The sequence below is a fragment of the Pseudomonas sp. MPFS genome, from assembly GCF_022537035.1.
Lineage (GTDB): Bacteria > Pseudomonadota > Gammaproteobacteria > Pseudomonadales > Pseudomonadaceae > Aquipseudomonas > Aquipseudomonas sessilinigenes.
On sequence record NZ_CP066123.1, the window covers coordinates 2,582,147 to 2,594,828 of the forward strand.

Below are 12,682 nucleotides of genomic sequence, written 5' to 3' on the forward strand. Positions count from 1 at the left end.
CAGAAGGTTCGCCCCCCATGCGCCAGCCCTTTGCTTCGCCTCGTCGCTTGTCGCTCTCCGTCCTTGTCGCCCTGGCGCTGGGCATGGCCTGCAACGCCCAGGCCGACACCAGCCTGCGCATCGGCTACCAGAAATCCTCGACCCTGCTGGCAGTGCTCAAGGCCCAGGGCACCCTGGAAAAGCAACTGGCGGGGCAGGGGGTGAACATCACCTGGCACGAGTTCACCAGCGGTTTGCCCCTGGCCGAATCGCTGAACGTGGGCAATGTCGATATCAGCGCCGATGTCGCCGACACCGTGCCGGTGTTCGCCCAGGCCGCCGGCGCCAGGTTGACCTACTTCGCCACCGAGACCCCATCGCCTGCGGCCCAGTCCATCGTCATCGGCAAGGACTCGCCGCTCAAGTCCCTGGCCGATCTCAAGGGCAAGCGCATCGCCGTGACCAAGGCTGCCGGCAGCCATTACCTGCTGATAGCCGCGTTGCGCGAGGCGGGCTTGAGCTTCGCCGATATCCAGCCGGTGTACCTGACCCCCGCCGATGGCCGCGCCGCCCTGGAAACCGCCAAGGTCGATGCCTGGGTCACCTGGGAACCCTTCGTCGCCAGCGCCGAGCGCCAGCAAGGCGCACGGGTGCTGCACGACGGCCAGGGCCTGGCCAGCTACCGCCGCTACTACCTGGCCTCCAACGACTACGCCAAGGCCCATCCCGAGGTGTTGCAGCAGGTGTTTACCGAGTTGCAGAAAACCGGCGCCTGGGTCAAGGCCAACCCGGCACAAGCGGCCAAGCTGCTGGGCCCGCTATGGGGCAACCTCGACGTCCCGACCGTAGAACTGGCCAACAGCCGCCGCACCTACCAGGTCGAGCCCGTACAGGTGCAAGCCCTGGGTGAGCAGCAGAAGATCGCCGACACCTTCTACCAGGCGAAACTCCTGCCCAGGCCCGTGGATGCCCGGGCCGTACAGCTCTGGAGCCCCAAGCACCTGTAGCTACACAAAGCGATCTTCGCGAGCCGCAGGACTCTCCGGTGATCTGCCGCCAATTCCATCCGTAGTCGCTAATCCCATACGCAGCTTCTTGTAGCCGCTATCGCTGGCTGCGAAGCATCAGCAAAGGCCTGGTACCCGGTCTTGGGTTGCAGCACGAATCGGGCAGGCCCCAGGCCTTCTATCCCTTGTTCCCGGCAAGGAATTGTTGCAAGCGTTGGACGCCCTGTTGCAGGCGTTCTGGGTCGGTGGCATGGCACCAGCGTAACCAGGTGGCCGCTTCCGGGCCAAAGGCACTGCCGGGTGCCAGGCCGAGGCCGACCTGGTTCACCAACTGGTGGGCCAGGGCCATGGAGTCTGGATATCCGTTGATGCGAAAAAACACATACATGGCCCCGCCCGCGTCGGGCAGTTCGATCTCGTCGATGGACCTGAGCTGATCCACCAGGGATGTCCGGGTCGCCGCCAGCCGTTGGCGTAGCGCCGCTACTTCATCTTCTCCTTCGAGCAAGGCCGTCATGGCCGCCCTCTGAATCGGCTCCAGCACGCAAGAGCTGTTGAACTCGATCAACTTGGCCAGATCGTCCAGCAGCTCCGGCGGGGCCACTAGCCAGCCGATGCGCCAGCCGGTCATCGACCAGGCCTTGGAGAAACTGTTGACCGACAAGATACGATCGCCAGGAACGTAGTGCCTTAGGAAGGACGGTGCCGACGCCACACGGAGATCGTAGAGCAAGCGCTCATAGACGTCGTCGCAGATGATCCAGATGCCATGTTGGCGACAGTGATGAAGGATCGGTGCGATCTCGTCCTCACTGATGGTCCAGCCCGTGGGATTGTTCGGCGAGTTGAGCAGCAGCATTCGTGTGTCCGTGGACAGGGTTTGCAGTAGCCGCTCCACATCCAGGCTCCACTTGCCATCGACGACCGAAAGCGCGAACCGGCTGACCCTGGCGCCCAGGATCCCCGGGATCTCGGTCAGGTTTGGCCACAGTGGAGTAATCGCCACCACATGATCGCCCGGCTCCAGCAACAATTGAGCCGCCAGCATCACCCCCGAGACCCCGGAGGGGGTGACCGCCACGCGGTTCATGCCGATCGGTGTGCCATGCAACTGGCTCAGGTATTCGGATATGCCGTGGCGCAAGTAAGGCCTGCCCAGGTTCTGGGTGTAGCGGGTTTCACCGTGGCTGAGCGACTCCATGGCGGCATGCCGGATAAAACGTGCGGTGGGTTGGTCGGACTCGCCGAACCAGAACGGCAGTACGTCCTCGCGGCCCATGGCGCTGTTGGCCAGCTCCCTGATGGGGGATGCGCCCAGGGTCTGGACGGTGGGGCGGGGGAGCAGTCGCGGAAAACCGGGTTGCCGCTGCTGGGTATCGAAAGACATGGGAAATCCTCTTCGGGGTCAGGCGGATTGACGGCGCTCAGCACGTGACGACGTACCGATGAAGGCGCGGGCGCGCTCCGATGCCGGGCACTGGAAAAAGGTCTCGGGCGGGGCGACCTCGACGATGCGTCCCCGCTCCATGAACACCACCCGATCCGCCACCTTGCGGGCGAAGGACATCTCATGGGTGACGATCAGCAGGGTGACCCCGGTCCTGGCGATGTCCTGGATCACATCCAGGACCTCCTCGACCATCTCCGGGTCCAGGGCCGAAGTGGGCTCATCGAACAGCAGCAACTCCGGCTTCATGGCCAGGGCCCGGGCGATGGCTACGCGCTGTTGTTGTCCGCCGGAGAGCTGGCTGGGTCGCTTGTGCTGGTGCTCCTTGAGCCCCACCCGTTCGAGCAACGCTTCGGCGCGGGCCGTGGCATCGGCCCATGACAGCCCGCGAACCCTTACCGGAGCCAGTGCCACGTTGCGCAGTGCACTCATGTGCGGGAACAGGTTGAACTGTTGGAACACCATGCCGACCTCGGCACGTACGCGGGCCAGGTTACCGTCGTTGGCGACCCTGATGCCGTCTACCTCGATGACACCCGCGTCATATTCCTCCAACAGGTTGATGCAGCGCACCAGGGTGGATTTACCTGAGCCGGAAGGGCCGATCAGGGCAATGACTTCGCCACGGCGAACCTCAAGATTGATGTCATCCAGGGCCTGGAACTGACCGTAGTTTTTCTGCAGGTGACGGATGCGGATGAGCGGGGTCTGGACTTGCGATTGGTGGAGGGTATCCATCAGCGTTTTCCTCTGCGTTTCTGCTTCGCCTCGATGATGCTGACCACTCGTACCAGGGGTAGCAGTAGCGCCAGGTACAACAGTGCAGCGCCGATCAAGGGTGAGGGGTTGGCAAAGTAGGCCTGGGCCTGGGTCGCTTGTTTAAGCAGGTCCGGCATGGCGACCACAGACGCCAGGGCCGTGTCCTTGATCAGGCTGATGGCGATGCCGGTTCCTGGAGGGATGGTGACGCTGATGGCCTGGGGCAAAACTATGTCGGTCATCATTCGCCGCCATGAGAAACCCAGGGCCTTGGCCGCTTCTATCTGCCCGGATGGCACCGCCTCGATACCGGCGCGCAAGGTTTCGGCGATATAGGCGCAGGCCACCAGCGACAACGCGGTGGTCGCAGCCCAGAAGGGCGAGAGGCGCAAGCCAATGAACGGTAAGGCGTAGTAGATGATCACCAGCAATACCAGCAGGGGAATCGCTCGTAGCAGGTCGATCAGAACAATGGCCAGATACTGCATCGGCCTGATGGCATACAGGCGTATCACCACCAGTACCAGGCCCAGCAAGGTGGCCAGCAGCAGGCTGGTGAAGCCCAGCAGGATGGTCAGCTTGAAGCCATTGAGCAGCGACTCGATGGAATTGGCCAATATCTGCGAATTGAAGAAGGTTTCGATCAAGCCCATGGGGGTCTCCTCGTCTGGCGCCATGCCCGTGTCGTCCTTGCCGTCGCTTGGCGACCCGGTCTTGATGGGCTTGGCGTTCAGGGGTGTCAGTGGCCTGGAATGGGTTCGATCTTGACCGTGCTGGAATCGGCATGGGCTTGGGCGTTGAACCATTTGCGGTAGAGGCCGGCCATGCTGCCATCGGCTTTCATGCGGCCGATCTCCTGGTTCACCTGCTCCAGCAACGGGCTGTTCCTGGGCAGCATCAGGGCGTTCTTGTCGCCGGTGGCGACCTCGTGAATGATTTTGAACTGTGGCTTGTCCTTGATGTACCAGGCGGTAATCGGGCAGTCGTTGATGGTTGCACTGGTACGCCCCGAGGCCAGGTCCATCATCGGGTCGATATTGCCGTCGTAACGGCGGATGTCATTGAAGGCCCGTTCCTTCTGCGCCTTGCTGGCCCAGATTTCGCCGACGGTGCCGGTGATCACTCCAACATCCCGCCCCTCGAGTTGGGCGATGCCCTGGACATCGCCCTTGGCCAGAGTCGTCACGCATTGGTTGGAGTCGATGAAGGGTTGGCTGAATGCCACGTTCTCCAGGCGCTTGGCGGTGATGGTGATACCGCCGATGGCAATGTCCGCCCGGCCTGACTGTACGGAGGCGAACAGCATGTTGAATGGCATGGAGGAAAACTCGACACCTTTGTTCAGGCGCTGGGCCACGGTCTTGACCACGTCTACCTCGAAGCCGGTCAGGACACCGTTGCTGTCCTCGAATTCATAGGGTGGGTTGGCCTGGTTGACGACCACCTGGATGCTGGCGGCTTGGCTGGTCAGCGAGGCAAGGGCAAGCACCACGGCGGTCAAGGGTACGATCCGGATCTTGTTCATTGTTGTTCTCCAGGAGCTGGCGATCGGTTGGTGGTACCCACGCTAGCAATGGACCCGGCACGGTCGGAATCCCCCCATGGGGGGATGGTGGCGCGAACGGTGTGCGTCCTAACTTGCAGGCACGGTCGGTGCTGCTGGATGGCTGCACGACGTTTGCTCAACGACATCGGGAGAATGAGTATGGATCTGAGAGGTAAGCGAGCCCTGGTGACTGCCGCCGGCCAGGGCATTGGTCGAGCCACCGTGGTGGCTTTTGAACAGGCAGGGGCGCAAGTGATTGCCGTTGACATCAACCCAGCGGCTCTCTCGGGTCTTGGCGGGGCGAGGACGGTGCAGTGCGACCTGACCTCGAACGCGCACATCCAGCGCCTGGCAGCCGAGGTCGGTCATATCGACGTGCTTTTCAACTGTGCCGGTGTTGTTCATAGCGGGGCGGTGCTGGACTGCAGCGAGGAGGACTGGGAACAGGCCTTTGCGCTCAACGTTACATCGATGTTCCGCCTGATCCGGGCATTTTTGCCATCGATGGTCGAGGCGGGAGCCGGCAACGTGATCAACATGTCGTCGGTGGCTTCGAGCATCAAGGGTGTCAGCGGACGGTTCGCCTATGGTGCCAGCAAGGCGGCGGTGATCGGTTTGACCCGTTCCATTGCCGCGGACTACGTCAAGCAAGGCATTCGCTGCAATGCCATTTGTCCTGGAACGGTCGAGTCGCCTTCGCTGCGCGAGCGGATCCGGATGCAGGCCGAGCAGTCAGGACGGTCCGCCGAGCAGGTGTATGGCGAGTTTGTCGCCAGGCAGCCCCAGGGCCGGCTCGGCAGCGCCGCGGAGATCGCCCAGCTGGCGTTGTATCTGGCCAGCGATGCCAGCGCCTTCGTCACCGGTACCACCCAGATCATCGATGGTGGTTGGAGCAACTGAACAGTAAGGAGTAGAGGTTATGAAACTGGTTCGTTTTGGTGAGAAGGGCTTCGAGCAGCCGGGAATCCTCGATGCCCAGGGGCGCATTCGCGACCTCGGTGCGGTTGTCCCTGATGTAGCGGGGCAGACATTGACTCCCGAAGGTCTTTCCCGCTTGCGAGCATTGGAGCCCGAATCCCTGCCGCTGGTGGCCGACACCGTGCGCCTGGGGCCCTGTGTCGGCGCCGTGGGCAAGTTCATCTGCATCGGTTTGAACTATGCCGACCATGCCAGGGAGACGGGAGCCGCCATTCCTGCGGAACCGGTCATCTTCGGCAAGTGGACCAGCGCCATTGTCGGGCCCAACGATGAGGTGCAGATTCCCCGCGGGTCGCAAAAAACCGATTGGGAGGTGGAGTTGGGAGTGGTCATCGGCAAGCCCGGCCGCTACATCAGCGAGCAAGCAGCTCTAGAGCATGTGGCTGGTTACTGCGTTATCAACGATGTATCCGAGCGGGAGTTCCAGATCGAGCGTGGCGGCACCTGGGACAAAGGCAAAGGTTGCGACACCTTTGGCCCCATCGGTCCCTGGTTGGTCACGGCCGATGAGGTGGCCGATCCCCACGAGCTCGACCTGTGGCTGGAAGTCGATGGGCGACGCTACCAGGACGGTAACACGCGAACCATGATCTTTTCCGTGCCCTACCTGATCAGCTATGTCAGCCGATTCATGAGCCTGCAACCTGGCGATATCATTTCCACTGGCACGCCCCCGGGTGTCGGCATGGGACAAAAGCCCGAGCCGGTGTATTTGCGCCCTGGCCAGCGAATACACCTGGGCATTCAAGGGCTTGGCGAACAGCACCAGCGTACTGTCGCAGCCAGCGGCACAGCAGGCGACGAATAGCCCTGGAACTTGGCGGGTTCGTCGTTGCTGCCCTCATGGCGATTTGGCATGCTCTTCGGGCCTGTATGCCATTGCCCGCTGGAGGTCCCGAATGCCTGCTGCGATTTCGATTGCGCAAATGAGTCAGTTGGTAGACGCACTGGACCATGAGGACTTCCCGGCGTTGCTGCTCAGTTATCTGGAACGCACTGTCTCCTTCGACTTGTTCGCTTTGTTCCTCTACGACCAGGCAGCCGCCCCGACTTACCTGTGCAGCAACTTTCCAGCTGGCGTGAAAGAGCTGTCGCTGCACAGGTTTTCCGGTCGAACCTTCCGTTACCACCCATTCTTTCAGCATCACCTGAAGGGCATCGCCAACGGTATCCACTCCCTCAAGGACCTGAGCCAGTCGGATTTCCTGCTCCGGCCGGAGCGCGAGTGCGATCACATCCGCTTCAAGAGCGATGAGGAGATCGGCTACATCACCAAGGGGTTTCCTGATTCACTCAAGGAGCTGGATATCACCATTGACCTGGGGCACGGACAGACTTTGCAGGTGGGCTTGTACCGTCAGCAACGGGCCTCGTTCAGCCTGGCGGAAGTGGCCAGGCTCAACAGCCTCTACCCGTTGCTGGAGTCGCTGTTCAAGCGCTACCTCAAGACTTGGCTGGCCCGACGTGCGGGCGCCTCACGCGAAGGATTGCATCGTGCGGGAATGAGCGATCTGCAGCAGCTGCTATCGCCACGGGAGGCCCAGGTCGTCGGGCTGATCATCAAGGGTTTCAGCTCAAGGGATATCTCGGAAAAGCTCAGAATCAGTGCTGAAACCGTCAAGAGCCATCGCAAGAATGCCTACTTCAAGCTAGACGTCTCGACGACAGCAGAATTGGCTTCACGTTTTCTGGATGGTGTCTCGCTGGCCTCCCACATTTCAGGTATCGATAACCTGGTTGGAAGTGCCGGCACATTGCGCTGAGTCGATCAAGGTGGCCAGCAGGCCGGAAGCGATCCCTGTAGCCGCTGCCGCAGGCTGCGCCCGGGCGTGCAGCGCCGCGAGACCCCACGACACGCTGCATCAGGCCCCGCTGCGCAGCCTCACCCAGCCGCTACAGCGTCACGCCCAGCGCTTGCAATTGTTCACGCGTTTGCTGCGCCGAAAGATGGTGGATGGCATTCCAGCCCAGGGCCCTGGCCGCCTGGATATTCGGCTCATGGTCGTCGATGAACGCCAGTTCCTCGGGGGCGATGTCCGGCAGGTGGGCGCGGATGCGTTGCACCGTGGTGTGGTAGATCGGCGGCTCGGGCTTGAGCTGGTGCTCCTGGCCGGACACCACGATGTCGCGCAGAAGCCGCAGGAAAGGGTAGTTGTCCCAGGCGTAGGGAAAGGTCTCGCGGGACCAGTTGGTCAAGCCGAACAGCGGCATCTGCGCCTGGTGCAGCTCCTCCAGCAGGGCCACGCCGTCGTCCAGCTGTCCGCGCAGCATTTCCACCCAGCGCCCGTAATAGGCTTCGATCAGCGCTGCATGCTCGGGGTGCTCGGCCACCAGGCTGCGGGTGCCCTCGGCCAGGCTGCGACCGCCGTCTTGCCGGGTGTTCCAGGCCTGGGTGCAGATGGTGTCGAGGAACCACTGGCGGTGTTGATCATCGGGGATCAGTTGCCGGTACAGATGATGGGGACTCCAGTCGAACAGCACGCCACCGAAGTCGAAAACCACAGCACGAATCGTCATGGACATTTCCTGTTGAGCGGTTGAGGGCAGGGGCCATCCTGCGACGCCAGCCGGCACAATGCAATTTGTCCTGCGCCATTGGTCCGGTTCACGGCACCCACGGGCTCGATTGCGATCTATGCCTGTACCCGTCACGCAGGCATTCGCGCAGGAGGAGTCCATGAGCACCCGGCAACCCACCGGACCGAGTTCGTCCGAGCACGCCACAGGCCGTCATGACCCGGGATTCGATCCCGACTCACCGGACCTGGCCGACCCCCAGGTCGATCCGGTAGGCCCGGCGAGGGCCCCGCTGGATCGGCCGCCACCGGAGCATGAGCGCAAGCGCTCCCGAGCCTATGATCCGTTGGCCAACCTGAAGAAGTGAAGCGAGTGCGCCGGGCATGCCGACATGCGGCAGTCGCCGGTTCCACATGCGGGTGTAAGGTGGACCGGCCAGCCTCAGGCTCGCTGACGATAAGGAGGTGTGTATGAGTACGCCACTGCTGAACAAGATGCAGATCAATGGCTATCAGGTACTGAGCGTCAATAACGGACCCTGGAAGGTCTGCACCCCGGGCGACCGGCTTGCCACCTTTGGCACCCGGGAAGAGGCCCTGGCCTTCGCCGCTGCCTTGCCGGTACGCAAGGATCGGCCCAGGCCCACCGCACGATAGCTGACTGGCAACGAGAAGCCCCGGTTCGTCCGGGGCTTTTCGTTGCGCGCTAGCTGCGTTGGCCGGTGCTGCGTCAGTCACCCTCGGCCAGGTCGGCTATGGGCGAGAGGGTGCGCGGCCGATACTTGCCAAAGACCCGCAGCGCCAGTAACGCCAGGACCAGGGTAGCGCTGGCGCCGTAGCCCAGGACCCAGCCGATTCCCTGCATCAATGCGTGACGCGCCAGGTCGATGGGAACCCCCAGCGCTTCAGCGGCCGTGAAGTTGCCTGCGCAGATGGCGTCCACCAGTGCACGCCCCGCCTGGACCCCGAGAGGGGCCAGGCTTTGCTCCAGCGACCAGGAGACTCCCAGCCCCAGGATCAATCCCATCACGGCAATGTTGATGGACAGCGAAATCATCCGTGCACTGAACTCCATGCCAGAGGCCATGCCTGCGCGCTCCGCTGGGAGAGCCCCGGTGGCGGTGTTGGTGACGCAGGTGGTGGTCAGGCCGACTCCCGCGCCTGCCAGCAGGCAGCCAGGCAGCAGGCTGGCCCAACCGGCGTAGGACGTGGTGACGGCAAGGCCCAGGAGTCCAAACCCCAGGGCTATGGCGAACATCCCAAGGGGGATCACCCAGCCAGGGCCGCGCTTGGCCAGCATCTTCTCCGCCAAGGGCGGCACGAGGCAGATCGGCAGGGTGTAGGTGAGTACGATCAGCCCGGACTGCACGCCGTCATAACCCAGTGCCGACTGCAGGTAGAGGGGAAAGTAGATGATGAAGGGCCAGAAGCTGAAGTTCATGGCGCAGGCCCCCAGCAGGGCTCCGGAGAAGTGGCGGATACCAAAGGCCTTGAAATCGAAGATGGGCCGTTCGGCCCGGCGTTCGATCACGACGAAGAGCAGCAGGCAGGCGAGGCTGGCCGCCAGCACGCCCCTTGCCCCGGCACTCCCGAGGCCGAGCTCCTGGCCCTGGGTGATCAGGTAGACGCAACCGAACACCGCCAGTGGCAAGGTGATCATGCCGCCGATGTCGATACCGGTGGTGTGCGGGTCGGCCGACTCTTGCACCCCGCGTTGGGTCAGGGCAAGGGTCAGCAGCGCCAGGACCCCATGGATCAGGAACACCCATTGCCAGCTCGAAACCGCCAGGATCGCCCCGCCAACGACCGGGCCGGTGCCCAGGCCCAAGCCGAAGACCACGCCCCAGCAGGAGAACGCCACGCCCCGTTCGGGGCCTTCGCGAAACTGTTGGGAGAGGATCGCCACCTGGCAGGCCAGCATCCCTGCGGCACTGACACCCTGGCCGAAGCGCGCGGCAATCAGCAGCGGGGCATTGCTGGCCAGGCCGCAGACCAGTGACGCCACGCCGAAAGCCGCGACGTTGAGCATGAACAGGCGCTTGCGGCCATAGCGGTCGGCCAAGGCGCCCATGGCGATGAGCATGGCGCACATCGCGATGGTGTAGGCGTTCATGATCCATTGCAGTTGCCGGAAGTCGGCGGCCAATGTGTGTTCAAGCGTGGGCAGGATGGCCGGGATGCTGGTGATTTCCAAACCGAGCATCGTGGCGGACAGGCAGACCGCCATCAGGGCGATCCGGTTTCTGGATGATGCAATTGCGCTCATTGTGCAGGTCACTCCTGGATCGAATCAGCGCGGGTTGAAAGAACCCCGGGACGCCCGGGCAGCGCTGATCAAGCGGTAGCGATGCTAAACACAACGAAATAGAATCACCCGCCATATCTATGACAACAATTTGGGATGTCTCCATGGTCGCCAACTTCACCCTGGACGTGGATTCGGTCCGGGCTTTCGTGGTCATCGCCGATTCGCAGAGCTTCACCCGTGCCGCGCAATGTCTGGGCACGACCCAAGGGGCGCTCAGCGTCAAGCTCAAGCGCCTGGAAGACAAGCTCGGGCATCGTTTGATCGAGCGCACCCCGCGCCATGTGCGGCTGTCCACCAAGGGCGAGCTGTTCATCGAGTCGGCCCGGGACTTTCTCGCGGCCCACGAGCGGGCCTTGGCCAACCTGGCCACCCAGCGCAAGCACCTGAAGCTCGGCATGGCCTGCCATGTCATGGGGCCGGAGATCACCACGCTGCTGGCCCGGTTGAAATCCATGGACCCGGGCTTGTCCATCGAGGTGCGGCTCGACAGCGTCGGGCCATTGCTCGATGACTACGACGCTGGAGCGCTGGATGCGGTGATCATCCGCGATTGTGAAGATCGCCGTGACGGCAACGTGTTGTGCGTCGAAACCTTCGGTTGGTTCGCCGCCGCAGACTTCGAATTCAATCGCAACGAGCCCTTGCGCGTCGCCAACCTGAGCCCGCAATGCGGCGTGCGGGATCTTGCGGCGTTGTCGCTCGATCGCGCGGCCATCCCTTGGGTCGAAGTGTTCGTTGGCGGCGGGGTATCCACTGTCGTCGCGGCGATCTGTGCCGGGCTGGCGGTGGGCGTCTTGCCTTGCCGCCTGGCTCCGGTGGAACTGGTGGAGGTCTCCCAGCGTTTCGACCTGCCTGGCCTGCCATCGTCGAAGCTGGTGGTGCATTCCAAACTATCGGACACCCGCACCCGTGAGTCCCTGCGAGTCATCGCCAGCGCCTTTCGCGAACCGCGCAGCTAGGCTCGCTCAGGCCCCGCAGAGCTCGACGAGATGTAGGCGCAGGGGCCCGACACCGGTTTCGACCGGGCCGCTGACAGGGGTCAGTCGACGATCACCCGCTCCTCCGGGCCACCGCCCAGGCATACGCTCAACTGCTCGCCCGCCTTGTTGAATGCGCAATAGGGCAGGGCCCGCTGGCGCATGGCGTTCAAGGGCGGAAGGATGAACAGCGCCGCGAGGATCAATGCCCAGACGGTGCGCAGGAACAGCTCATCGGCGCTGGTGGCCGCAGGGCGTGGTGCCAGGCGTCGTCGGCGCAACAGTTGCACGCCGCTGTAGATGAAGGCGCAGCCAATGGCCATGGCGTAGTCCAGCTCCCGGGCCATGGGGCTGAACATCAGGTTGCCATCGGCATCGTCCGGGTAGTTGATCCGCCACCAGGCGCCCAGCAGCAAAGGCACCAACCCGGCACCGATCCAGGCCAGGCGAGCCCCGGGCACCCGGGTCAGCAAGGCCAGGCCCAGGCCCAGGGCACACGCCAGCCAGATGCTGAGGTACAGGATGAAGCCCATTGAACCGCCGAACAGGGTGCCGCCGACATCCCGCGGGACAATCAATTGCACGTCACAAAACACCATCAGCGCCAGCGGCGCCGCGACGGCGACCCAGCACAGGGGGTGGTAGAGCCAGGACCAGAGGGTGAACAGGCGGGGCATGGGTAAACTCGATGAAGGTGAAGGGTGGTTGCGGTGCAGGTTCAGGCGAGCGCCAGTGCACTGCCGACGGCAAACAGCAGCAAGGCCAGGCTGATGCCTACCAGCGGGATGCGAAACCAGTAGAGCACCGCCAGGACCCACAGCCCGGCGAGGAAGGCCAGGCCCAGGTACAAAAGCCCCGGGGCCTGTTGCAGCAGCTCGGGATGCAGCCAGGCCAGGTAGCCATAGACCAGGCCGAAGAGCATGGCGCCCAGGCTATGACTGGCGTTGAAACCGATCCAGGCGCGCCACAGGCTGGTCTGGGCGCTGATCACCGGGGCGACCGCGCGCATGCGTTCGGCCAGGGCCGGGTCGCGGGGCTGGAACTTGTCGGTGGCGAAGGTGTAGATCAGGTGCAGGGTACCGAGCAGCAGCACGATGGCTGCGCCGGCGATGAGCAGGGCAGGTGCCGACACGATTCATCCTTGGGTGGTGGGCAGGGGCGCCGA

Annotated in this window: 15 protein-coding genes; 7 read left to right on the forward strand and 8 right to left on the reverse strand. The window is 63.3% G+C overall.

Annotated features, from left to right (window positions below; genetic code table 11):
- Positions 1-17 precede the first annotated feature (17 nt).
- Positions 18-986, forward strand: coding sequence for an aliphatic sulfonate ABC transporter substrate-binding protein (locus tag I9018_RS12210; protein WP_241109589.1), 969 nt, complete (start codon positions 18-20; stop codon positions 984-986).
- A 178-nt stretch (positions 987-1,164) separates the two neighbouring features.
- Here I9018_RS12210 and I9018_RS12215 read toward each other — a convergent pair whose 3' ends face one another.
- The 4 genes from I9018_RS12215 to I9018_RS12230 all read right to left on the reverse strand — a co-directional run bounded on the left by I9018_RS12215 (position 1,165) and on the right by I9018_RS12230 (position 4,717).
- Complete coding sequence (locus I9018_RS12215) at positions 1,165-2,373, reverse strand: pyridoxal phosphate-dependent aminotransferase (protein WP_241109590.1); 1,209 nt, start codon at positions 2,371-2,373, stop codon at positions 1,165-1,167.
- 18 nt (positions 2,374-2,391) lie between these two features.
- Entirely contained in the window at positions 2,392-3,171 is a 780-nt protein-coding gene (locus I9018_RS12220) for an amino acid ABC transporter ATP-binding protein (RefSeq protein WP_241109591.1), read from the reverse strand.
- Positions 3,171-3,845 (reverse strand): amino acid ABC transporter permease, encoded by a 675-nt coding sequence (locus I9018_RS12225; RefSeq protein ID WP_241109592.1) that lies wholly within the window; start codon positions 3,843-3,845, stop codon positions 3,171-3,173. Before I9018_RS12225 ends, I9018_RS12220 begins: the two co-directional genes overlap by 1 nt.
- 86 nt (positions 3,846-3,931) lie before the next feature.
- The gene (locus tag I9018_RS12230) at positions 3,932-4,717 is read right to left on the reverse strand and encodes a transporter substrate-binding domain-containing protein (RefSeq protein ID WP_241109593.1); all 786 of its coding nucleotides are present in this window, start codon (positions 4,715-4,717) and stop codon (positions 3,932-3,934) included.
- A gap of 180 nt (positions 4,718-4,897) precedes the next feature.
- Here I9018_RS12230 and I9018_RS12235 point away from each other — a divergent pair, with 180 nt between their 5' ends.
- The 3 genes from I9018_RS12235 (at position 4,898) to I9018_RS12245 (ending at position 7,479) form a co-directional block, all read left to right on the forward strand.
- Positions 4,898-5,638: an SDR family oxidoreductase gene (locus I9018_RS12235; protein WP_241109594.1), complete on the forward strand. Its 741-nt coding sequence runs from the start codon at positions 4,898-4,900 to the stop codon at positions 5,636-5,638.
- Between the two features lie 19 nt (positions 5,639-5,657).
- On the forward strand, positions 5,658-6,524 hold the full coding sequence (locus tag I9018_RS12240; RefSeq protein WP_241109595.1) for a fumarylacetoacetate hydrolase family protein: 867 nt from the start codon (positions 5,658-5,660) through the stop codon (positions 6,522-6,524).
- Positions 6,525-6,642: 118 nt separating this feature from the next.
- Positions 6,643-7,479 (forward strand): helix-turn-helix transcriptional regulator, encoded by an 837-nt coding sequence (locus I9018_RS12245; RefSeq protein ID WP_241109596.1) that lies wholly within the window; start codon positions 6,643-6,645, stop codon positions 7,477-7,479.
- A gap of 130 nt (positions 7,480-7,609) precedes the next feature.
- On the opposite strand, the gene I9018_RS12250 is transcribed toward I9018_RS12245, so the two are convergent.
- Positions 7,610-8,233 (reverse strand): HAD family phosphatase, encoded by a 624-nt coding sequence (locus I9018_RS12250; RefSeq protein ID WP_241109597.1) that lies wholly within the window; start codon positions 8,231-8,233, stop codon positions 7,610-7,612.
- A gap of 160 nt (positions 8,234-8,393) precedes the next feature.
- On the opposite strand from I9018_RS12250, the gene I9018_RS12255 reads away from it, so the two are divergent.
- Together I9018_RS12255 and I9018_RS12260 are read left to right on the forward strand one after the other, a co-directional pair.
- Positions 8,394-8,600 (forward strand): DUF6021 family protein, encoded by a 207-nt coding sequence (locus I9018_RS12255; protein ID WP_124346502.1) that lies wholly within the window; start codon positions 8,394-8,396, stop codon positions 8,598-8,600.
- Between the two features lie 103 nt (positions 8,601-8,703).
- Positions 8,704-8,889, forward strand: coding sequence for a DUF2188 domain-containing protein (locus tag I9018_RS12260; RefSeq protein WP_068584415.1), 186 nt, complete (start codon positions 8,704-8,706; stop codon positions 8,887-8,889).
- Between the two features lie 73 nt (positions 8,890-8,962).
- Here I9018_RS12260 and I9018_RS12265 read toward each other — a convergent pair whose 3' ends face one another.
- On the reverse strand, positions 8,963-10,498 hold the full coding sequence (locus tag I9018_RS12265; RefSeq protein WP_241109598.1) for an MFS transporter: 1,536 nt from the start codon (positions 10,496-10,498) through the stop codon (positions 8,963-8,965).
- Positions 10,499-10,641: 143 nt separating this feature from the next.
- On the opposite strand from I9018_RS12265, the gene I9018_RS12270 reads away from it, so the two are divergent.
- Positions 10,642-11,499 carry a LysR family transcriptional regulator gene (locus tag I9018_RS12270; protein WP_068584411.1) on the forward strand — a complete coding sequence of 286 codons (858 nt, stop codon included), beginning with the start codon at positions 10,642-10,644 and terminating at the stop codon, positions 11,497-11,499.
- Between the two features lie 80 nt (positions 11,500-11,579).
- Here the strand turns inward: I9018_RS12270 and I9018_RS12275 are convergent, their stop codons facing one another.
- Positions 11,580-12,194 (reverse strand): hypothetical protein, encoded by a 615-nt coding sequence (locus I9018_RS12275; RefSeq protein ID WP_241109599.1) that lies wholly within the window; start codon positions 12,192-12,194, stop codon positions 11,580-11,582.
- A 41-nt stretch (positions 12,195-12,235) separates the two neighbouring features.
- The gene (locus I9018_RS12280; RefSeq protein WP_241109600.1) at positions 12,236-12,649 is read right to left on the reverse strand and encodes a hypothetical protein; all 414 of its coding nucleotides are present in this window, start codon (positions 12,647-12,649) and stop codon (positions 12,236-12,238) included.
- Positions 12,650-12,682 lie beyond the last annotated feature (33 nt).